Annotated in this window: 20 protein-coding genes; 12 read left to right on the plus strand and 8 right to left on the minus strand. The window is 68.1% G+C overall.

Features of this window, described 5'->3' with window-relative positions:
- Positions 1-55: 55 nt before the first annotated feature.
- Positions 56-925 (plus strand): LysR family transcriptional regulator, encoded by an 870-nt coding sequence (locus LRR16_RS12045; protein WP_064576835.1) that lies wholly within the window; start codon positions 56-58, stop codon positions 923-925.
- Between the two features lie 64 nt (positions 926-989).
- On the opposite strand, the gene LRR16_RS12050 is transcribed toward LRR16_RS12045, so the two are convergent.
- A complete protein-coding gene (locus LRR16_RS12050; protein ID WP_232205994.1) occupies positions 990-2,003 on the minus strand; it encodes an MBL fold metallo-hydrolase in 1,014 nt (337 codons plus the stop codon).
- A gap of 192 nt (positions 2,004-2,195) precedes the next feature.
- Between LRR16_RS12050 and folE the strand changes: the two genes are divergently transcribed.
- Positions 2,196-2,960: a GTP cyclohydrolase I gene (gene folE / locus LRR16_RS12055; protein WP_043436845.1), complete on the plus strand. Its 765-nt coding sequence runs from the start codon at positions 2,196-2,198 to the stop codon at positions 2,958-2,960.
- An 11-nt stretch (positions 2,961-2,971) separates the two neighbouring features.
- Positions 2,972-3,415 (plus strand): BLUF domain-containing protein, encoded by a 444-nt coding sequence (locus LRR16_RS12060; protein WP_232205996.1) that lies wholly within the window; start codon positions 2,972-2,974, stop codon positions 3,413-3,415.
- A gap of 96 nt (positions 3,416-3,511) precedes the next feature.
- Here the strand turns inward: LRR16_RS12060 and LRR16_RS12065 are convergent, their stop codons facing one another.
- On the minus strand, positions 3,512-3,658 hold the full coding sequence (locus tag LRR16_RS12065) for a glycine zipper 2TM domain-containing protein (protein WP_370646799.1): 147 nt from the start codon (positions 3,656-3,658) through the stop codon (positions 3,512-3,514).
- A gap of 296 nt (positions 3,659-3,954) precedes the next feature.
- Here LRR16_RS12065 and LRR16_RS12070 point away from each other — a divergent pair, with 296 nt between their 5' ends.
- The 6 genes from LRR16_RS12070 to LRR16_RS12095 all read left to right on the plus strand — a co-directional run bounded on the left by LRR16_RS12070 (position 3,955) and on the right by LRR16_RS12095 (position 10,380).
- Positions 3,955-4,578, plus strand: a complete 624-nt coding sequence (locus LRR16_RS12070; protein ID WP_232205997.1) for a 2-hydroxychromene-2-carboxylate isomerase — start codon at positions 3,955-3,957, stop codon at positions 4,576-4,578.
- A gap of 65 nt (positions 4,579-4,643) precedes the next feature.
- A complete protein-coding gene (locus LRR16_RS12075) occupies positions 4,644-5,159 on the plus strand; it encodes a class IV adenylate cyclase (RefSeq protein WP_006577589.1) in 516 nt (171 codons plus the stop codon).
- Positions 5,160-5,619: 460 nt separating this feature from the next.
- On the plus strand, positions 5,620-6,849 hold the full coding sequence (locus LRR16_RS12080) for an ABC transporter substrate-binding protein (protein WP_006577590.1): 1,230 nt from the start codon (positions 5,620-5,622) through the stop codon (positions 6,847-6,849).
- 56 nt (positions 6,850-6,905) lie between these two features.
- On the plus strand, positions 6,906-8,870 hold the full coding sequence (locus tag LRR16_RS12085; RefSeq protein ID WP_232206006.1) for an ABC transporter permease: 1,965 nt from the start codon (positions 6,906-6,908) through the stop codon (positions 8,868-8,870).
- Positions 8,867-9,667, plus strand: coding sequence for an ABC transporter ATP-binding protein (locus tag LRR16_RS12090; protein ID WP_232206008.1), 801 nt, complete (start codon positions 8,867-8,869; stop codon positions 9,665-9,667). The genes LRR16_RS12085 and LRR16_RS12090 overlap by 4 nt, the downstream gene beginning before the upstream one ends.
- Positions 9,664-10,380, plus strand: a complete 717-nt coding sequence (locus LRR16_RS12095) for an ABC transporter ATP-binding protein (RefSeq protein WP_232206009.1) — start codon at positions 9,664-9,666, stop codon at positions 10,378-10,380. Before LRR16_RS12090 ends, LRR16_RS12095 begins: the two co-directional genes overlap by 4 nt.
- Positions 10,381-10,402: 22 nt before the next feature.
- On the opposite strand, the gene LRR16_RS12100 is transcribed toward LRR16_RS12095, so the two are convergent.
- Positions 10,403-12,649, minus strand: a complete 2,247-nt coding sequence (locus LRR16_RS12100; RefSeq protein ID WP_232206011.1) for an ATP-binding protein — start codon at positions 12,647-12,649, stop codon at positions 10,403-10,405.
- Positions 12,650-12,827: 178 nt separating this feature from the next.
- Between LRR16_RS12100 and LRR16_RS12105 the strand changes: the two genes are divergently transcribed.
- A complete protein-coding gene (locus LRR16_RS12105) occupies positions 12,828-13,322 on the plus strand; it encodes a MarR family winged helix-turn-helix transcriptional regulator (protein WP_006577596.1) in 495 nt (164 codons plus the stop codon).
- A 50-nt stretch (positions 13,323-13,372) separates the two neighbouring features.
- Here LRR16_RS12105 and LRR16_RS12110 read toward each other — a convergent pair whose 3' ends face one another.
- Complete coding sequence (locus LRR16_RS12110) at positions 13,373-15,742, minus strand: molybdopterin cofactor-binding domain-containing protein (protein WP_232206013.1); 2,370 nt, start codon at positions 15,740-15,742, stop codon at positions 13,373-13,375.
- A gap of 139 nt (positions 15,743-15,881) precedes the next feature.
- Between LRR16_RS12110 and LRR16_RS12115 the strand changes: the two genes are divergently transcribed.
- Positions 15,882-16,706 (plus strand): TetR/AcrR family transcriptional regulator, encoded by an 825-nt coding sequence (locus LRR16_RS12115; protein WP_232206015.1) that lies wholly within the window; start codon positions 15,882-15,884, stop codon positions 16,704-16,706.
- 40 nt (positions 16,707-16,746) lie between these two features.
- Here the strand turns inward: LRR16_RS12115 and LRR16_RS12120 are convergent, their stop codons facing one another.
- From LRR16_RS12120 to LRR16_RS12135, 4 genes are read right to left on the minus strand one after another with little or no spacing between them, the layout of a single operon-like run.
- Complete coding sequence (locus LRR16_RS12120) at positions 16,747-17,379, minus strand: N-carbamoylsarcosine amidohydrolase (RefSeq protein WP_232206016.1); 633 nt, start codon at positions 17,377-17,379, stop codon at positions 16,747-16,749.
- The gene (locus LRR16_RS12125; protein WP_064576752.1) at positions 17,369-18,460 is read right to left on the minus strand and encodes a hypothetical protein; all 1,092 of its coding nucleotides are present in this window, start codon (positions 18,458-18,460) and stop codon (positions 17,369-17,371) included. Before LRR16_RS12125 ends, LRR16_RS12120 begins: the two co-directional genes overlap by 11 nt.
- Before the next feature lie 51 nt (positions 18,461-18,511).
- Complete coding sequence (locus tag LRR16_RS12130) at positions 18,512-19,342, minus strand: alpha/beta fold hydrolase (RefSeq protein WP_006577601.1); 831 nt, start codon at positions 19,340-19,342, stop codon at positions 18,512-18,514.
- A gap of 17 nt (positions 19,343-19,359) precedes the next feature.
- The gene (locus LRR16_RS12135; protein WP_232206067.1) at positions 19,360-20,061 is read right to left on the minus strand and encodes an Asp/Glu racemase; all 702 of its coding nucleotides are present in this window, start codon (positions 20,059-20,061) and stop codon (positions 19,360-19,362) included.
- A 391-nt stretch (positions 20,062-20,452) separates the two neighbouring features.
- Here LRR16_RS12135 and LRR16_RS12140 point away from each other — a divergent pair, with 391 nt between their 5' ends.
- The gene (locus LRR16_RS12140) at positions 20,453-21,634 is read left to right on the plus strand and encodes an FAD-dependent monooxygenase (protein WP_232206018.1); all 1,182 of its coding nucleotides are present in this window, start codon (positions 20,453-20,455) and stop codon (positions 21,632-21,634) included.
- Positions 21,635-21,656 lie beyond the last annotated feature (22 nt).

Raw genomic sequence — 21,656 nt, forward strand, 5'->3', positions numbered from 1 at the left:
CAGTGAGAAATCAAATAACGCGCTCTTGCCCGCGTCCACGACACCTTTGAACGACATCCTCGATCCGCAACTGCTGCGCAGCTTCGTTGCCGTGGCCGACAGCGGCAGTTTTACCCGCGCGGCCGAGCGCGTCCACCTGACCCAGTCGACCGTGAGCCAGCAATTGCGCCGGCTCGAGGAGCAATGCGGCTGCGTGCTGCTGGACAGGGGCGGCCGCTATGTCACGCCGACCCCGGAAGGCGAACGCCTGCTCGGCTATGCGCGGCGGATCCTGCAGCTGTCGGGCGAGGCTGTCGCGGTAATCCGCGACAGCGCGGTGCAGGGCGAAATCCGGCTCGGCGTGCCGGAAGACTTCGCGGCGCAGACGCTGACGCCGGTGCTGGCCGCTTTCGCCGACGCGTGGTCCGGCGTGCGGCTCGAGGTCACCAGCGGCCTGAGCCACGAACTGTGGCAGGGCTTCCAGGAGGGCGATTTCGACCTGGCGCTGATCAAGCAGCGCGAGGGCAGCGCGGCAGGGCTGGCGAACTGGCCCGAGCCGCTGTGCTGGATCGACAGCCGGCGGCGCCCTGCGTTCGAGCGCGATCCGGTGCCGCTGGCCGTCTTTCCCGGTGGCGCACTGTATCGCGGCGAGATGACGCATGCGCTCGAGGCGAGCGGCCGGCGCTGGCGCATCGGCTTCGTCAGCGCCAGTCTCGCTAGCCTGAGCTCGGCGGTGGCGGACGGCCTGGGCATCAGCCTGTTGCCGCGCCGCGTGGTCACACGCGCGCATCGGGTGCTCGACGAGCCGGCGCTGATCGGCGCGGTGCCGCCGGTCGAGCTGAGCCTGCATGTCAGGCCGGAACCGTCGGCGCCCTCGCGGGACATGGCGGCGCGCCTGCAGGCGATGTGCGATGCCGTGATGCGGCGCGACCAGCGGCGGGGGTAGCGGGCCAATCGCGGCCCAGCAGCGGCCCCAGCAGCGGCCCAGTAGTGGCGCGGACTCGCGGCGCTCAGCGGTCCGGGCGGATCGGACCGAACTGGACCGGCACCCAGGTATAGCCGTTGCCGTCGGCCCGCACATGGCCGATGCCGGGGAAGGGCAGGTGCATGCCCGCGACCCACAGCTTGTTGCGCGCGGCGTCGTTGAACAGGCGTTTGCGCGTGCGCACCGCGGCGCGGCTGTCCACGTCGAACTCGATCGCCACGTCCGGCCGGCGGAACTGGACCGCATGGCTGTGCACGATGTCGCCCCAGACCAGCAGGTTCTGCGCCTTGCCGTTCTTCTCCGAGCGCACCAGATAACCGGTATGGCCGGGAGTGTGGCCATACGCGGCCACCGCGGCGATGCCCGGCAACAGTTCGTCGCCGGCCTTGAAGGTACGGAAGCGCCCGCCCGCCTGATAGGGGGCGACCGAATCGCGCGCCAGCTTGAAGAAGGGCTGGGCATCGGCCGGCGCCTTGTCGGCGACCTCCTGCGAGAGCCAGTAGTCGGCGTCGATCTGCGACGCGTAGACGGTGGCCGTCGGGAACACCGGCTTGCCGTCGACCGCAAGGCCGCAGGCGTGGTCGCCGTGCAGATGGGTCAGCAGCACCGTGTCGACCTGCATCGGGTCGTAGCCGGCCGCGCGAACGTTGTCGGCGATCTTGCCCAGCGCGGGGCCGAAGCACGTGCCGGCGCCGGTGTCGATCAGCACCAGGTTCTTGCCGGTGTGGATCAGGAATCCGTTGACCGCGGTCTGCACGCCGGGGGTCGACTCCACGAACATCCGCGCCAGCAGGGTTTGCACCTCGCGGGCGCTGGTGTTGCGCAGCAGCTTGGGGTCCAGATCGATATAGCCGTCGTACAGCGCGGTGATCTCGAACTCCCCGAGCATCATCCGGTAATAGCCGGGCACCTGGCTCTGCTGCTGCGCGGGCACGCCTTGCGCGTGGGCCGGCGCGCCGGCCAGCGCGGCGCACGCCAGCGCGGCGGCGAGCGCGATGGGAAGAACACGGCGCGGGAGGGCAATACGGGACGGGCTCATGCGGCGCTCCATGGGCGTACGGTGACCGTGAGGACGGGTGAACGGGAAAGGCGGAACAATGCAGGAACAATCGTCCCGCTAATGTAGCACTCGTCACATTTTCTTGCAGTGAGTGTCGCGTAGGCGACTCGCTTGCCGACGCTGTGCCGTCCCCCTATAGTCGGGCCAATGTCCTTCAACTCGGGAAACGGCATGACCAACAGCGATTCCGCTCCGAAACGGCAAGGGGCCGACCTCTCGACGCCCAGCACGGCCGACTCGCGTGGCCACGTCGTCGAGCAGCCGGTGTCGGAGCGCATCCGCGCGCGGCTGATCGCCGCGCGCCAGCGCTTTCACGCCAACGACAATATCTCGCGCTTCATCGAGCCCGGCGAACTCGACCAGTTGTCGAAGGAGGTCGAAAACCGGCTGGCCGACGTGCTGCGCAGCCTCGTGATCGATATCGACAACGATCACAACACGCAGGAAACCGCGCGCCGCGTCGCCAAGATGTACCTGAAGGAAATCTTCGCCGGCCGCTATGTGCATGCGCCGAGCGTGACGGAATTCCCGAATGTCGAGCAGCTCAGCGAACTGATGATCGTCGGCCCGATCCGCGTGCGCAGCGCGTGTTCGCACCATCTGTGCCCGATCATCGGCAAGCTGTGGGTCGGCGTCATGCCCAACCAGCATTCGAACCTGATCGGCCTGTCCAAGTATGCGCGGCTGGCCGAATGGATCATGTGCCGTCCGCAGATCCAGGAAGAGGCGGTCAGCCAGATGGCGGACCTGCTGCAGCAGAAGATGAATCCGGACGGCCTGGCCATCGTGATGGAGGCAGAGCACTTCTGCATGCACTGGCGCGGCGTGCGCGATACCGACGCCAAGATGACCAACAGCGTGATGCGCGGCTCCTTCCTGAAGAACGACAGCCTGCGCCGCGAATTCCTGACCCTGCTCAATCTGAACCGCGGCTGAAGGAGGCCACCATGCTAGTTCGTCTGCTTTACGCGAGCCGCGCCCGCCAGCCCGCCGGCGAGGATCTGGTCGACACCATCGTCGCCACCAGCATCGAGCGCAATCCGCCGCAAGGCATCACCGGCGTGCTGTGCTACGGCAACGGCGTGTTCCTGCAGGCGCTGGAAGGCGCCCGCGCCGAGGTATCGGCCCTCTATCACCGGATCGCAAAGGACCCGCGGCACGAGGACGTCGTGCTGCTGCACTACGAGGAAATCGGGGAGCGGCAATTTGCCGGCTGGGCGATGGGGCTGGTCGACACCTGCCGCATCAATACCGCCACGCTGCTGAAGTACTTCCCGCGGGCGGAGTTCGATCCGTACCGCACCAGCGGCCGCGCCTCGCTGGCACTGCTCGGCGAGCTGATCGCCGGCAATGCCGTGGTGGCGCGCAGTGCGGAGCGGACACGCTATTGAGTTGCTGAGGACGACGTCGTCCCCGCGAAGGCGGGGACCCAGCGGCGGTCAGAGGCGCCGGATTCCCGCATGCGTGGCAACGACAGACCGGGCCCGTCAGTCCTTGCCGAGCTCGTGGCCGATATAGCCGCCGACTGCCGCCCCGCCGATCGTGCCCCACGGGCTGCCGTCAGTGACTTCGTGGCCGACCGCACCGCCGGCAACCGCGCCGCCCAGCGTACAGCCCTGCATCGAGATGGTCATCGCGCCCGCCGCAACGAGCGTTGCTATCAGCTTCCACATGATGATCTCCTGAGCGGCGTGGTTGCCGCCTGATGCGTCCAGCTTAGGCCCGCCCGAGGCGCCGTCGATTCGGCCCGGGACTGAATTGCCTGTAGGAAAGGGACGACACCTGGTGCGGCGAGCGTGTCACAGTCTGGGTGCTCGCTGTGCGGTGCCGCATGCCAACTGGGCATGCTGGCCATGCCGAGGCCGCGCTTGAGCGCCGCCGGATCCGTGGGCGATCATCGTGGCGTCGTTGCAGCCAACGAGGAGAGACGATGCGCCCCGCACCCCCGCCCACGCTGGAGTTCTGGTTCGAGTTCGGCAGCAACTACAGCTACCTGAGCGCGATGCGGATCGAGCCGCTGGCGGCCCGGCACGGCGTCACGCTGGCGTGGAAGCCGTTTCTGCTCGGCCCGGTGTTCTCCGCCCTGGGCTGGCAGGGCTCGCCGTTCGTGGTGCAGCGCGCCAAGGGCGCCTACGCGATGATCGATACCGCCCGCCAGTGCGCCAAATACGGGCTGCCATGGCGGCAGCCGAGCCAGTTCCCGCGCCGCGCGCTGCTGCCGATGCGCGTGGCGCTGCTGGGTGCCGGCGAACCGTGGATCGGGGCCTATTGCCGCCGCATCATGCGGATGAACTTCGCCGAGGACCGCGATATCGACAACGCGGAGGCGGTCGGCGAGGCGCTGGCCGAACTCGGCCTGCCGGCCGACGCGCTGCTGTCCGCCGCGGTGCTGCGGCAGAACAAGGAGGCGCTGCACGCGCAGACCGACCGGGCCCTGCACCGCGGCGTCTTCGGCGCGCCGACCTTCTTCGTCGGCGAGCAGATGTTCTGGGGCAACGACCGGCTGGAGGACGCGCTGGCGTTCGCCATCGAACAGCAGGCGGTAATAGGATAAGGAGGATAAGGGCCTGACGGCATGCGGCGGGGGCGCGCAGGCACGCGTGCTACCATCGTCGCCCCATGCCGACCAATATCGAAATCAAGGCCCGCGTCGACGACCGCGACGCCCTGGCGCCCCTCGCGGCCGAACTGGCCGACCACGGTCCCGAACTGCTGCAGCAGGACGACACCTTCTTCCATTGCGGCAACGGCCGTCTCAAGCTGCGCGCGTTCCCCTCGGGCCGCGGCGAGCTGATCTTCTACCGTCGCGCCGACGACAGCGGTCCCAAGCCAAGCCACTACCAGATCGTGCCGACCGCCGAGCCGGACCGGCTGCGCGCCGCGCTGGCGGCCGCCTACGGTGAGGCCGGACGCGTGCGCAAGGCCCGCATCCTGTACCTGGTCGGCCGCACCCGTGTGCATCTGGACCGGGTCGAGGGACTGGGCGACTTCCTCGAACTGGAGGTGGTGCTGCGCGACGGCGAAGCGGCCGAGCAGGGCGTAGCCGAGGCGCATGCGCTGCTTGGCAAGCTGGGCGTCGATGCCGGCCAGCTGGTGCCGACGGCCTATGTCGATCTGCTGCGAGCGCGCGGCTGACGCCCTCCGGCTTTTCGCAGAGGACTTAATTCACCGCGCTGTTTTCCGGCGGACCAGCCTCGCTTCAGCCGGTGCCATTCCCGTGAACACCCTGATTTCCACTTGCCTTGATGTAGTACATACTGAACGTCCATTCGGTAAACACTACATCAACGGCGCCGCCGCGCGGGTCCGTCTGCCAGCGCACTGCCGGCCGGCGAGCGCGAAGCCGATTGACATGGCATGCTTGTACGGATTGGCTGGGCCTGCCGCTGGCCCGTTCCTTGCGTCAACCGGTCCGCCGCAGTTGATGTAGTGAATCCTGAATGAAAACAGTGCGCGGCGCACCGCCCGGGCGGGCGTGCCGCACCAGCGCTGTGCCGGCCGGGAGCCGGCGTGCCACGCTGTTGCAACCTCCGTTTCACCGTCGATCCAACGTCCATCCCGCCTACCGGCGACCCGCTTCAGCAAAGGAAGAACGATGCCCAACCGAATCCGCCCCCAACGACGACTGCGCCGCGCCACCGCCGCCGTGGCAGTCACCGTGTCGGCGCTGCTCGGCAGCGCCGCGGCGCTGGCGCAGAACACCATCAAGATCGGCGAGATCAACAGCTACAAGGCACAGCCGGCGTTCCTCGAGCCGTACAAGCGCGGCTGGGAGATGGCGGTCGAGGAAGTCAATGCGGCGGGAGGCGTGCTCGGCAAGAAGCTGGAAGTGGTCTCGCGCGACGATAACGGCAACCCGGGAGACTCGGTGCGCGTCGCGGAAGAACTGGTGGCACGCGAGCGCGTCGCGCTGCTGTTCGGCGGCTTCCTGTCGAATACCGGCCTCGCGTTGACCGACTATGCCAAGCAGCGGCGCGTGTTCTTCCTGGCCGCCGAGCCGCTGACGGACAAGATCGTCTGGCAGAACGGCAACCAGTACACCTACCGGCTGCGTCCGTCGACCTATATGCAGGTCGCGATGCTGGTGCCCGAGGCGGCCAAGCTGAAGAAGAAGCGCTGGGCCATCGTCTATCCCAACTACGAGTACGGCCAGTCGGCGGTCGCCACTTTCAAGAAGCTGCTGAAGCAGGCCCAGCCCGATGTCGAGTTCGTCGCCGAGCAGGCGCCGCCGCTGGGCAAGGTCGACGCCGGCTCGGTGGTGCAGGCGCTGGCGGACGCCAAGCCCGATGCGATCTTTAACGTGCTGTTCGCCGCCGACCTCGGCAAGTTCGTGCGCGAAGGCAATACGCGCGGCCTGTTCGAGGGCCGCGAGGTGGTGTCGCTGCTGACCGGCGAGCCGGAATACCTCGATCCGTTGCGCAGCGAGGCGCCGAAGAACTGGATCGTGACCGGCTATCCGTGGTATGCGATCGATACGCCCGAGAACAAGAAGTTCGTCGAGGCCTATCGCAAGAAATTCAACGACACGCCGCGCGTCGGCTCGGTGGTCGGCTACGCCGCGGTCAAGTCGATCGCGGCCGGGCTGCAGAAGGCCGGCACCGCCGACAGCGACAAGCTCGCGGCCGCGTTCTCGGGCCTGCGCGTCGACACGCCGATGGGGCAGATCGTCTACCGCCCGCAGGACCATCAATCGACGATGGGCGCCTATGTCGGGCGCACCGGCGTGCGCGACGGCAAGGGCGTGATGACCTCGTTCGTCTACGTCGACGGCGCCAAGGTCCAGCCCACCGACGCCGAAGTGAAGGCGATGCGGCCGGCGAAATAAGCAAGATGCACTAGGCGGATGCAACAAGGCCGGCGCGTCCCGGCTGGAGTCGACACATGACACTGACAAGCTTGCTGGCCCAGTTGCTGAATGGCCTGGCCGAAGCCTCGACGATGTTCCTGGTGGCCGCCGGGCTGTCGCTGATCTTCGGCGTCACGCGCATCGTCAATTTCGCGCACGGCTCGTTCTTCATGCTGGGCATCTACCTGTCCTATACGGTGGTCAGCCGCATTGGCGAGACCGCCGCGGGCTTCTGGGGCGGCGTGCTGGTGTCCGCGCTGCTGGTCGCCGCGATCGGCGCGCTGGTCGAGTGCGTGATCCTGCGGCGCATCTATCAGGCGCCGGAGCTGTTCCAGTTGCTGGCGACCTTTGCGCTGGTGCTGGTGATCAAGGATGCGGCGCTGTTCGTCTGGGGGCCCGAGGATCTGTTCGGCCCGCGCGCGCCGGGCCTGAGCGGCGCGGTGGAAATACTGGGCCAGCGCTTCCCGCAATACGATCTGGTGCTGATTGCGATCGGCCCGCTGGTGCTCGGCCTGCTGTGGCTGCTGCTGACACGCACGCGCTGGGGCACGCGGCTGCGCGCGGCGACGCAGGACCGCGAGATGGTCGGCGCGCTCGGCATCAATCAGGCCTGGCTGTTCACCGGCGTGTTCGCACTCGGCTGCTTTCTCGCGGGTCTGGCGGGCGCGCTGCAGGGTCCGCGCGTGCCGGCCAACCTCGCGCTCGATCTGGAGACCATCGGCAGCGCCTTCGTCGTCGTCGTGGTCGGCGGCATGGGCTCGATTCCCGGCGCCTTCCTGGCTGCGCTGCTGATCGCCGAGATCAAGGCGCTGTGCATCGCGCTCGGCACGGTGTCGTTCGGCGGCGTCGAGATCGCGCTGACCAGGATGACGCTGGTGGTCGAGTTCCTGGTGATGGCGGTGATCCTGGTGGTGCGCCCTTGGGGGCTGCTGGGCAAGCCGCAGGCGCCCTCGCGCAACGGCGCCGAGCTGGAGGCGCCGCTGCGCGCGCCCGGCAGGGCCGTCAAGCTCGCCGGCGCGCTGACGATCGCGGCGCTGCTGGCGGTGCCGCTGCTGGCGCAAACCTATCCGTACCTGACGGTGCTGCTGGTCGAAATCCTGATCGCGGTGCTGTTCGCCGCCAGCCTGCACTTCATCATGGGCCCGGGCGGACTGCATTCGTTCGGCCATGCCGCCTACTTCGGCCTGGGGGCCTATGCGGCCGCGCTGCTGCTGACCAAGTGGCAGCTGCCGATGGAGAGCACGCTGCTGCTGGCGCCGCTGGTGGCCTGCGCCGGCGCAATCGTGTTCGGCTGGTTCTGCGTGCGGCTGTCCGGCACCTATCTGGCGATGCTGACGCTGGCCTTCGCGCAGATCGTCTGGTCGGTGATCTACCAGTGGGACGGCTTCACCGGCGGCAGCAACGGTCTGCTCGGCGTGTGGCCGGCCGGCTGGCTGTCCTCGCCGACCGCCTTCTACTACCTCACCATGGGGCTGTGCTGCCTGTGCGTGCTGGCGCTGCGTCGCATCCTCTTTGCACCGTTCGGCTACGCGATGCGCGCCGGCCGCGATTCGGCGCTGCGCGCGGCGGCGATCGGCATCGACGTCAAGCGCGTGCAGTGGGTGGCGTTTGCCATCGCCGGCCTGTTCTGCGGTATGGCCGGCGTGCTGTTCGCCTATTCGAAGGGCAGCATCTCGCCCGAGGCGATCAGCGTCGGCCGCTCGGTCGACGGCCTGGTGATGGTGCTGCTCGGCGGCGTGCAGACGCTGGCCGGGCCGCTGGTCGGCGCCTCGGTATTTACCTGGCTGCACGACACCATCGCGCGCGAAACCGAATACTGGCGGGCGCTGCTGGGCGCCACCATGCTGCTGCTGGTGATCCTGTTCCCGGCCGGCATCGTCGGCTCGCTGCGCAAGCGCTTCGTGCGCGAGACGGAGCCTGCCGAGGCCGAGCCGGCCGCTGGTGCGCCAGGTGCCGCCCCCTCGCCGTGGCAATCCCCCTCGCTGAAGGAGCCGGCATGACGCTGCTGCAAGTCAGACATCTGGGCAAGGCGTTCGGCGGCGTCAAGGCGGTCAGCGACGTGTCGTTCGACCTGCCGGCCGGCCAGCTGCTGGCGCTGCTCGGCCCCAACGGGGCCGGCAAATCGACCTGCTTCAACATGCTGAATGGCCAGCTGAAGCCGGACCAGGGCTCGATCCGTTTCGACGGGCACGAGATCGCCGGCATGCGGCCGCGCGATATCTGGCGGCTCGGCGTTGGTCGGACCTTCCAGATTGCCGCGACCTTCGGCTCCATGACGGTGGTCGAGAACGTGCAGATGGCGATCCTGTCGCGCGAGCGCAAGCTGTTCCAGCTGTGGCGGCCGGTGCGCGGACACTATCGCGACGAGGCGATGGCGCTGCTCGAACAGGTCGGCATGGTCAGCCAGGCCGAGCGCGCCTGCGGCGTGCTGGCCTATGGCGACGTCAAGCGCGTCGAGCTGGCGATCGCGCTGGCCAACCGGCCGCGGCTGCTGCTGATGGACGAGCCGACCGCCGGCATGGCGCCCGAGGAGCGCCGTGCGCTGATGGCACTGACGAGGCGGCTGGTCGAGCGCCACCAGTTGTCGGTGCTGTTCACCGAGCACAGCATGGACGTCGTGTTTGCCTATGCGGACCGGATGATCGTGCTGGCGCGCGGCCAGCTGATCGCCGAGGGCGATGGCGAGACGATCCGCAACGATGCGAAGGTGCGCGAGGTGTATTTTGGCACCGGCAAGACCTTCGAAAGCCGGGCCGGACACCACCGATCGGCACAGACGCAGGAGGGCTCGGCATGAGCGCCGACACGTTGTTGGAAGTGAGCGGCCTCAATGCCTTCTATGGCCGCGCGCATATCCTGTTCGACGTCGGGCTGGAAGTGCGGCGCGGCGAGGTGGTCGCGCTGATGGGCCGCAACGGCGCCGGCAAGTCGACCACGATGAAGGCGCTGATGGGGCTGCTCGATCGCGCGCACGGCAGCATCCGCTTTCGCGGCCGGGATCTCGCGCGCGCCAAGCCGTACCAGATCAGCCGCATGGGCATGGGCTTCGTGCCCGAGGACCGCCGCATCTTCACCGACCTGACGGTGATGGAGAACCTCGAGATCGGCAGGCAGCCGCCGCGTGCCGATGCGGTCGAATGGACGCCGCAGAAGCTGTTCTCGCTGTTTCCCAATCTCGGCGAGATGCCGAACCGTCCGGGCGGGCAGATGAGCGGCGGCGAGCAGCAGATGCTGACGGTGTCGCGCACGCTGATGGGCAATCCGTATCTGGTGCTGCTCGACGAGCCGTCCGAAGGCGTGGCACCGGTGATCGTGGAGCAGATGGCCAACATGATCCTGGCGCTCAAGCGCGAGGGCATGGCGATCCTGCTGTCCGAGCAGAACCTGCATTTCGCCGAACTGGTCAGCGATCGCGCCTATGTGCTGGAGAACGGCCACATCCGCTATCACGGCACCATGCCGGAGCTGGCCACCAACGACGCGGTGCGGCGCGAGTACCTGGCGGTATAGCGGCAGCTGGACCAGGCTGGACTCAGCGCCCACCGTCCTCGATCAGCCGCAGCAGCGCATCGGGGCTGACCGGCTTGACCAGATGCTGGCCGAAGCCGGCAGCCTTGCTGCGATCGCGGTCGGTGTCCTGCCCGTAGCCGGTCAGGGCGACGAAGCGGCACGGATGGTCGCCCAGCGCCTCGCGCAGCCGCCGCACCAGCTCGTAGCCGTCCATCACCGGCAGGCCGATGTCGAGCACCGCGACGTCGGGCGCAAAACGTTCGACGATGCGCAGCGCCGAGACTGGGTCGTAGACCACTTCGACGTGATGGCCGTAGGCCGTCAGCAACTGCGCCAGCGCCTGCACCGAATCGACGTTGTCGTCGACCAGCAGCACGCGGCGCGCATCGGCTTGCGCCACCGCGGCGGCCGGCTCCTCGCGGTGCGCCGCGGCGACCAGTTCGGCGCTGGCGGCCGCGGGCAGCCGGATCGTGAATTCGCTGCCGTGGCCCGGCCCTGCGCTGGTGGCCGACACGCTGCCGCCGTGCAACTCGACCAGATTCTTGACCAGCGCCAGGCCGATGCCGAGCCCGCCCTCCTGGCGGTCGATCTTGCGCGGGCCCTGATAGAACAGCTCGAACAGATGCGGCAGCATTTCCGCGGCGATGCCGATGCCGTTGTCGCGTACCTGGATCACGATGGTGCCGGTGGTGCCATTGGTGCCATTCGTGCCGTCCGTGCGGCCCGCGCCGACCTCGTCTCCTTCGTCATCGCGCCGTGCCGACAGCTGGATCTCGCCGCCGATATCGGTATAGCGCGCGGCATTGGTCAGCAGATTGGCGACCGCCTGCGCCAGCCGCACCGGGTCGCCTTGCCAGACCAGCGAGCGGTCCACTTCGAACGACAGCCGATGGCTGCGCTGCTCCAGCAGCCGGCCCGCCATCTCGACGGCCTTGGTCAGCACGTCGGCAAGTTGAACCGTCTCGACCTTCAGTTCGATGTTGCCGCGCGTGATGCGCGAGACGTCGAGCAGATCGTCGATCAGCCGCACCAGATGATCGACCTGGCGCTCGATGATGGCCCGTTCGCGCTGGGTCTCGGTGGAACCGCGCATGCGCATCAGCTGCAGCGCGGTCACGATCGGCGACAGCGGATTGCGCAGCTCGTGCCCCAGCATCGCCAGGAATTCGTCCTTGGCCTGGCTGGCGCGCTCCAGTTCGCGCAGCAGGCGTTCGCGCTGCTGCTCGGCCAGCTCGCGCGCGACGCGGTCGCTGGCGTCGCGCGTGAAGCAGCGCGTATAGCGCAGCTTGCCGTCCTCGAAGCAGCCGTTCGAATGGATCAGCACGGGCTTGATGCTGCCGTCCTTGCAGCGCAGCCGGGCGGGCTGGTCGTACAGCGTCTCGCCGGCCTTCAGGCTGTCCAGAATGTCCTCGATCACCGCCGCATCGACGTGGAAGTCGGTGATCGGGCGTCCCACATACTCGTCGTAGCGATAGCCCAGCATCTCCAGTTCGGCCCGGTTGGCCCACAGGATGGTGCCGTCCGCCGCGACGCGATGCACGCCCTCGGCGGCATTGTCGAGGAAGTCGGTCAGCTCGATCTCGCGCCGGCGCAACGTCGATTCGGCCTCGCGCAGCCGCTTGACCTCGTTCTCCAGCGCCAGCGCCTTCTGCTGCCATACCGCGGCGCGCAGCGTGCTGTCGGCGATATCCGGTGCCTTGCCAGCGGCGGTGGCGTAGAAGTGGGTGTGGACGTCGCAGACGCAGCGGAAGTGCCGCGCCTGCTCGTCGCTGGCGAACACCCGATGCGGATACGCGCACAGCAGCCTGAAGCCGTGGCGCCGGATCAGATCGTTCCACAGTTCCTCGAGCCGCAGCGCGGCGTCGTGCATGCCTTGCTCGCACAGCAGCGCGACCATCTCGCCGAACGCGTGCAGCGGTGGGGCACGCCGCGCTTCCGCGGCCACCAGCTCGCCGACGCTCGCCAGAAAGCGCTGTTCGTCCGGCCATCCGTCGACCATGAAGCGGTCCAGCGTCGCCTGCGCTGGCAGCGTGATCAGATTGCCGGTGTACCAGGGCCGATCGTCCCGTCCCGGACCGAGGCCGCTCAGCAGCGGCAGCAGGGCGTCCAGATGTTCCTCGGTGGCGATCAGGATCGCGCTGCCGCCACAGCGCAAGGCCTCGTCGGCGAACTCGCGCACGTCCGCGAGAAGGATCGAGTCCTCGTCGTAAAAGCGGACCATGTGCGAGGGATCGGGCTTGGCCAGATGCCCCGGGATGACGGCTGACATGGGAACGGTGTGGGCGCGCTGCGTCGTGGAGAAGGTCCCATGATACTGCGCGCGCGTGCGGGCACGGTCAAATTGCTCGGCGACCGGGACGAAATGCCGGTGGATGCCGGGCGGAAAGCGGCGGCGAAGGCCCCGTAGCGAGGCCGTGCCCGATATACTCTGCGCAACACTCCCACCGATGCCGCCACGCAAAGTGTCCACCTCGTCATCCAACAAGAACAAGACGCCGGTCCCTTCCTACGATTTCACCGATCAGGTCGGCCACCTGCTGCGGCGGGCCTATCAGCGGCATGTCGCGATCTTCCAGCAGACCATTCCCGATTCGCAGCTGACCGCGGCGCAGTTCGTCGTGCTGTGCGCGGTCAAGGAGCGGCAATCGTGCTCGCTCAGCGAGATCGTGCGCGCCACGGCAATCGACCAGGCCACGGTGCGCGGCATCATCGAGCGGCTGAAGGCGCGCGAGCTGATCGCGGTGTCGCACGATCCGAGCGACCGGCGCAAGGTAGTGGTCACTGTCACGCCGGCGGGGCTGGCGCTGATCGACGAGACCATCCCGTTCGCGCACCAGATCACCGAGCAGACCTTCGGCGACCTGAATCCTGCCGAACGCGTTGCGATCACCTATCTGCTCAAGAAGATGAGCGAGTTCGACGAGCGGGAGCCGGGGGCGTAAGGTTCGAACGCGGTGGTTGTCGTTCCCGCGCAGGCAGGACCCAGCGGCTTTCAACCGGCAAGAGCAGAGACACTGGGTCCCCGCATTCGCGGGGACGACGATGCTCCGTTCGCCGCCGCTTCCGCCAACGCCGCCCGCACCGATTCCGGCGTGAAGGGCGGCCGGCGCAGCCGCAGGCCGGTGGCATCGAGCAGCGCATTGGCCAGTGCCGGCGCACCCGGCAGCGAAGCCGATTCGCCGGCGCCCAGCGGCGCCTCGTGCTGGCGCGGCATCAATACCACCGAAATCGGCGGCAGCTCCGGGAACGTCAGCAGCGGATAGCTGCCCCATTCGCGGCTTGCCACGCCGTCCGCGTTGAAGCGCACCTGCTCCTTCAGCGCGCGGCTGAGGGTCTGCACCACATTGCCATGCACCTGATGGCGGACGCCGTCGGGGTTGACCATCATGCCGGTGTCCTGGCCGACCACCACGCGCAGCACGCGGATGCTGCCGCTGTCGGGCTCGACCTCCAGATCGACGACCCACGCCGACCAGGCCGCGCCAAAGCCGGGAAACTTGCTGTGGATATAGCGGGCATAGGCGATGCCGCGGCCGCGCAGCTTGCCATCGGCATCGGGCGTGCCGCGCGTACCGCGCTGCCCCTCGCGCCACAGCGCTTCGTTGGCGACAGCGCGCAGCAGCTCGGCCGCGCGCTCGTCGCGAAGGTGGCGCAGCCGAAAGGCCAGCGGGTCAGCGCCGGCCTCGTGCGCGAGTTCGTCGATGAAGGACTCGTGCGCGAAGGTATTGGGCAGCGCCGACACGCCGCGCAGCCAGGCCGCGCGGACGATGGCCGGCGTATCGTCGCAGGCGATGCGGGTTCGCGCGTAGTCGTAGGGCGGTACCGCGGTGCGGTCGCCCATTTCCAGCATGCGCGGCGCCGGATCGACGGTGCCGGTCAGCAGCAGCGCCAGCGTCGGCGCGTCATTCGACGGATAGCGGCTGACGAAGTCGTAGCCCAGCAGCGCGCCGTCGGCGCCGAGCGTGCCCTGCACGTCCATCAGCTGTGCGGCGCCCTTCGGCTCCCACAGATGTTCCTGCTCGCGCGACAGCTGCACGCGCACTGGCCGGCCTACCGCGCGGGACAGAAGCACCGCGTCGGCGCAGACATCGTCGGCGCAGTTGCGGCCATAGCAGCCGGCCGCCTCCATCCGCACGATCTCGATCCGGCCTTCGTCGAGGCCGGTCAGGCGCGACAGGTCAATGCGCAGCACATGCGGATTCTGCGTGCCGGACCAGACCGTCAGCGCGCTGCCGCGCCCGTCGTTGCCCTCGCCGTCGCGCCACTCAGCCACGCCGCAGGACGGCCCGATCGATGCATGCATCTGGTAAGGCCACACATAGCTGCGCTTCAGCGTGGCGGCGGCCTGCCTCGGTGCCTCAGCGGCCAGGTCCTCCGCGCGCAGCGCGCGCCGTTTGGCCGGATTGGCGCGCAGCGCCGGCTCGGGGTCGTCCAGCGGCGGCAACGGCGGCGCGGCGCGCCAATGCACGCGGAGCCGGCGCGCCGCTTCGATGGCCTGCTCCTCGCGCTGCGCGACCACGCCGACGAAATCGCCGATCGTCACGACGTCGACCACGCCCGGCACGTCGCGGATCGAGTCCCGATCCACCGAGACCAGGCTGCGGCCGACGAAGTCGCCGGCATCGCGCCCCGCATACGGGGGACGGATCACTCGCCCATGCAGCATGCCGGGCACGCGCACGTCATGGACGAAGGTCCGCGCGCCGGTGGCCTTGGCCGGAATATCGACGCGCGGCGCGGCCCTGCCGACCACGCGATAGGCGCTGGCCGGCTTGGTCGCGATCTCGTCGGCGAGCGGCAGTTCGACGTGATCGTCGCCGAGCAGCGCACCGTAGTCCAGGCCCGTTTCGGCCGGGGTATCGTTGCCAGGTCGGGCCGGCTGACGGGCCCGAATGCGGCCGTCGTCGACGAACAGGCTGTTGGCCGACACACCGAGGCGCTCGGCGGCACGCGCCAGCAGGAACGCGCGCGCCTGCGCCGCGGCGCGGCGCAGCGGCTGCGCGGAAATCTGGATCGTTGCGCTGGCGATGGTCGGGCCCTGGTTCGGCGTGGCATCGGTATGCCCGAGCACCATGCGGACCGAAGCGAGCGGCACGTCCAGCTCCTCGGCGACGATCTGCGCGAGCGCGGTGCGGATACCCGTGCCCAGATCGACGTGGCCATTGAAGGCCAGCACCTCGCCGTCCGCGCGCACCGCGACGAAGACATCGGGCAGCGCCGGTACATAGTCGGACGCAGCGCCGGGCTGGCCGGGCGCCGGTTTGGGCGCGGCCTGCGCGGCGCGCGTGATCAGCAGCACGCCGCTGGCCTGCGCCAGCGCCCTTCTCAGAGCCCGCGGAGAGTCATCGTCGTGCATCGGCATTGGCTTGGTTTCCCTTCGATGGCGGACGCGCCGCCATGACCTCGACATGGCCTTGTGCGGCCGGCAGGGCCCGCGGCCGCCCGCACCTTCGACAGTTATACTGGCAGCTTCGCAACGCCAGATCCTCGCAACCGACGACATGACCACCGCGACGGCAAAAACCAGGGCAGCGGCCGGCACGCGGGCCCGGCAAGCCCAGGATACGCGCGCCAAGATCCTGAAGGCGGCCATCAAGGTGTTCGCCGAGCGCGGCTACGACGGTGGGCGGGTCGAGCGGATCTCGTCGCTCGCCAAGACCTACGACCGGATGATCTACTACTACTTCGGCAGCAAGGAAAAGCTGTTCGTCGAAGTGCTCGAGACCATCTACACGCAGTTGAACGAGGCCGAGCAGGCGCTGGAGCTCGATCCGGACAATCCGGTGCGCGCGCTGATGCAGCTGACCGATTTCGTCTGGCACTACTACCTGGACCACCCCGAGTTCGTCGCGATCCTGACCAGCGAGAATATCAGCCAGGGCCGGCATGCGAAGAAGTCGGGCCGGCTCAAGGAAATCTCCAGCTACGCGCTGTCGGTGCTCGACGGCGTGCTCGAGAGGGGCAAGGCCAGCGGCCATTTCCGGCCGGAGGTAGGCGCCCGCGATATCTACCTGGTGATTGCCTCGCTCGGCTACTTCTACAACTCCAACCACCATACGCTCAGCGCCTTCCTCGGCGAGCCGATGATGAGCAAGCCGGCACTGGAGCACTGGCGCGACGTGATGCAGCACACCGTGTTGAACGCGGTCTGCCGGCCTGCCATTGCCGCGGAGCAGGCCGCTGCGGAGGAACCGCTGGCGGCTTCGCAACCGGTCAAGGCCGCGCGCAAGCCGGCGCGCAAGCCGGCGCGCAAGACCGCGAACAAGACCGCGAACAAGACCGCGATCAAGAGCCGGCAGAGCGCCCGCGTGGCGGCGGCGGGTTGAAGCGGGGCGCATCGGCGGTCTCGCGCTTCTCGTCGAAGCCTTAACGGGCCTGCGCCGCGGCGATCGCGGCCAGCGCCTCGTCGCGCGGCATCACGGTCGCGTACTTCTGCTCCATATCGAACAGATTGGCCTGATGCGGCCCCAGCGCGCGATCGCCGACGCAATCGGACAGCACCAGCGGGCGGAAGCCGTACGACATCGCGTCGACGACGCTGGCACGCACGCAGCCGCTGGTCACGCAGCCAGCCACCAGCAGCGTGCGCACGCCGCGGTGCGCCAGCCAGGCTGCCAGCGACGTGCCGAAGAACGCCGACGGTACCGTCTTGCGCACCACCAGCTCGCCGTCTTGCGGCGCCAGTTGCGGAACGATCGCGCTGTCGTGGCTGGCCTCCTTCAGCGTCAGCATGCCCGGTACCTTTTGCGTGAAGACATTGCGGTCGGCGTCGTCGTCGGCAAAGACGATGCGCGTATGCGCGATCGGCCAGCGCTGCTCGCGCGCGGCCGCCAGCAGCGGCCCGGTGTTGGCGATTGCCTGCGGGATATTGCCGCCGCCGAACACCGCCGGATCGGCGAAGCCATTGACGAAGTCGATGATCAGCAGGCCGAACGGCGCGGCGATCTCCATGGTCGCGCCAAAGCCCTGGCGCTGGTACGTCGACACTTCATCCTGCATGTCTGGCTCCATCGGTTCGATAATCGAAGGCTTGCTGCATCGGCGCGCCGCCATCCATCACGCGGCCACGTTCCACCACCGTCTCGCCATCGAGGCTGACGGTGCAATGACGCACCGGAATGTCGATGTGGCAGGCGGTGGTGCGGCTGCCGCCGGCCTCGTTGTTCGGGCCGAACGAGCACAGGAAGTTGCCCTCGTAGGCGCGCGCGTCCATGCCGATGGTGGCCTCGCGGTCGTACATCGCCAGCGTGGACCAGCGCGCCCGTGGCTGCAGGCCCCAGCCGATATGCGACATCGCATAGGCCTCCGGGTCGTTGAACGAGGCCATGTAGTCGGCCAGCAGCTCGGCGTCGAGCTCGCCGTCGATCGACGTGACATAGCCGTTCTCGACGGTGATATCGATCGGCGCCTGCAGATAGGACTTCATCGGCAGCAGGATGTCGCCGCGATCGAGCACGATGCGGCCGTTGGTACCGCCCTCGTTGGGCCAGGTCAGCACGAAGCCGCTGGGCCAGTGGTCCCAGCGGCCGGGTTCGTCGACGAAGCCGTACTCGCTGATCGCCGGGAATTCGCCGAGCGCGCAGCGCAGGTCGGTGCCGGCGTCGGAGACGATATGCATTTCCCGCGCCCGCGACAGCCGCGCCGTGGCCGCGCGCACGCGGGCGCGGTCCGCTTCCGTCGGCACGAGCCGCACCAAGACCTCGGGCGGCTCGACGGCCAGCAGGATCTTCGTGCCGGTAGCCAGGATCTCGTGCTGCTCGGGCGAGAACAGCAGCGTCATCAGGTCGAGCACCAGGTCGCTGGCCTTCAGCGCGGCAATCGCCGCCGGATTGCCGGTCAGCGGCGTGGTGCCCAGATACGCCAGCGAATCGCGGCTCAGCGCCTTCTCGGCATTGACCGGCGGCAGGTCCAGCCGGTTGACGATGGCGCCCATCGACGAGGCCGCCAGCAGCGCGGTGCGCATTGTCTGTGGATGCGTGGCGGCGCTGGTCAGCACCGTGACGCTCTGGCCCGGCTGCAGCTTCGACAGCGTCAGCACCTGCTTCCAGGCCTGCGTCAGATCATGATCGCTTACCGGCATGCGTTCTCCTTGCTCGGTGAATCGGTGAGTCGGTGATGAGTCGCGGCGCGCTCATGCCTGCAGCGGCGCGCCGAGGAAATCGCCGAAGGCGCGATAGAAGCCAGCCTCGTCGTCCCACGGAATCATGTGGCCGGCGTCGGGCACGCGCGCGACCTGCAGCTGTGGCATCAGGCCGCGGATTTCCTCGACGTCTTCCGGGCGGATCACGTCGCCGCGGCCCGCGACCATCAGCAGCGCGGGCACGGCGACATGCGGCATGTCGGCATGCACGTCGTCCTGGTGGAAGCCGTCGAAGCTCGCCACCACCGCGCGCTCGTCGCAGGTATGCAGCCATTCGGCGCGCAGCCGCAACTGCGCCTCCGTCCAGGTCGGACAGAACGCGCGCATGCCGTCGACATCGATGCCCCGGCGCGCCAGCCGGATCGAATCGACATACCAGGGCAGCTGCGAGGGGTAGGGCCGGCGGCCAGGGCCAGACACCGGCGGGTCGATCATTGCCAGGCGAACCAGGCCGGCCGGCTTCGCGCGCGCCGCCCGCAGCCCGATGCGCGCACCCATCGAATGGCCGACCACGCTGTAGCGCTTCAGGCCCAGCGCCTCGGCGAAGGCGATCACGTCCGCCGCCTGTGCATCGAGGCTGTAGTCCAGCGCCTCGCCCGCTTCGGACAGGCCGCGGCCGCGCACATCGAGCACATAGGTGTCGAACTGGCGGCCGAAGTGTTCGCCGACGAAGCCCCAGGTCACGGCCGGGCTGGTGATGCCCGGCACGACGATGACCGGGTCGCGCGCCTCGCGGCCCTCGCCAGGGCCGCCGTAGCGCAGGTAGTGCTGGCGGATGCCGTTAGCGAAGACGTTGGCGCCGTAGAGAAAGGAGGTCGTCATGGCTGTCTCCGCGCGGCTCAGTACGCGCCCGACAGCAGCGTGCCGCCGCCCGGCACCACCGCCTCCAGGTCCAGCGCCTTCAGCATCGCGTAGGTCGTCGCGATCGCCGCGGTGATCACCGGCTTGCCGGTCATCGCCTCGACCTTCTCGACCACCGGCAGCGACGGCATCTGCACGCAGGCCGACAGCACCACGGCATCGACATCGCCCGTATTCATCTGCGCGACGATGGCCGGCAGGCGGTTCGGATCGTGGCGGCCCACTTCCAGGTTGTCGGGGATCTCCAGCGCGCGCCAGTCGACGACCTCGTAGCCTTCGTTCTGGATGTAGTCGACCACCAGCTCGGTCAGCGGTTTCATATACGGCGCCACCAGCGCAATGCGTTTGGCGCCGATTACCTTCAGTGCGTTAACCAGCGCGCCGGCGCTGGTCACCACCGGCGCGGTGCCGTCGTTCTCGGCGGTGCGCGACTGCAGCCGCTCCTCGGACACGCGGTGATAGCCGCGCCCCATCGACATGATCGCGACGAGGCACGCATAGCCGAGCACGTCGACGCGCGCATCGCTGAGCTCGATCGCGCAGCGGTCCGATTCGGCGTCCATCGCGGCGAGTTCCTCCTTCCTGACCGTCTTCATCCGCATCCGGCTCGAATGGAAGGTGAAGCGTTCCGGCCGCACCAGCTGGCGCGCCGCCAGCATCGCAGGGATCTCGGTTTCCATGGTGGTGTTGGAGCTCGGCACGATCTGGCCGATCCGAAAGACTTTCTGCACTGTCGACTCCGTTTTGTCGGTATAGAGGGGCGCTACGGCGAGCCGTCTTGCGCGTGTGTCGGACCATTGTAGTGTACACACTGTATTACTACAACCAGATCCGACACCGTGCCGAATGCACCATTTTAGTAAGCACTCAACGAACGAAGGACGCGAATGGTGCTTGATTTCACGCGTTCGGCGCATTGCAACGTTACAGGCACGTCGATACCTAGGGATTACACTGAGTCCGGGCAATCCGCCTTTACGCACAAAAATATGGTGTGTACACTCAATTCAAATCGCTGGCCTCGGCCGGCGCGGACCCTGTTTGATTGGAAGTGATGGCCAGGAGAAAAACGTGCAAGGCAAACCTCGTATCGCCGTGATCGGTGCAGGACTGGGAGGAACGGCCGCGGCGGCGCTGCTGCAGCGTCAGGGTTTCAACGTCAGGCTGTATGAGCAGGCCCCGGCGTTCTCGCGGCTTGGCGCCGGCATCCATGTCGGGCCCAACGTGATGAAGATCATGCGCAGGATCGGCATCGAGGACGGACTCAATGCGATGGGCTGCCATCCAGATTACTGGTACAGCCGCGACTGGGAGACCGGCGAGGTGATCGCGCAGATCCCGCTGGGCGACTACGCGGTGTCGCACTATGGCGCCACCTATCTGACCGTGCACCGCGGCGACTTCCATGCGCTGCTGACCGATGCGGTCGCGCCCGGCACGCTGCTGTTCGACAAGAAGCTGACGCAGGTCGAGGATCTGGGCGACGTGGTGCGCCTGAGCTTCGCCGACGGCACCGTCGAAGAGGCCGATATCGTGATCGGCGCCGACGGCGTCAATTCGAAGATCCGCGAAACGCTGCTGGGCGCCGAGCCGCCCAAGTACACCGGCTACATCGCGCACCGCGCGGTGTTCCCGATTTCGCGCGTCAAGGGCTTCACGCACGACCGCTGCACCAAGTGGTGGTCCGACGATCGCCACATGATGGTCTACTTCGATACGAGCAAGCTCGACGAGATCTACTACGTGACCGGCGTGCCCGAGCCCACCTGGGACATGAGCAAGAGCTGGCTGCCGAGCAGCATCGAGGAGATGCGCGCCGCGTTCGATGGCTGGCACCAGGGCGTGCAGTCGTTGATCGAAGGCACGGTCGAGGTCACCAAGTGGCCACTGCTGGAGCGCGATCCGCTGCCGCTGTGGAGCCGCGGCCGTCTGGTACTGCTCGGAGACGCCTGCCATCCGATGAAGCCGCATATGGCGCAGGGCGCGGCGATGGCGATCGAGGACGCCGCGATGCTGACGCGCTGCTTCGTCGAAGCCGGGCTCGATGACTTCGGCACGACCTTTGCGTTGTACGAAGCGAACCGCGCCGAGCGCGCCAGCAAGGTGCAACGGGTCTCGCACGAGAACACCTGGCTGCGCACCAACGAAAATCCCGACTGGTGCTTCGGCTACGATGTGTTCGAGGTGCCGTTGGTCGGGCCCGCCGCCGCCCCGGCGGCAGCCAGCGCGGCAACCGCAGCCGCAGCGGCCTGAGCGCAGGCCTTGCGCGGGTCCC

Origin of the sequence: Cupriavidus sp. UGS-1 (genome assembly GCF_021213615.1) — a bacterium.
Classification (GTDB): Bacteria; Pseudomonadota; Gammaproteobacteria; order Burkholderiales; family Burkholderiaceae; genus Cupriavidus.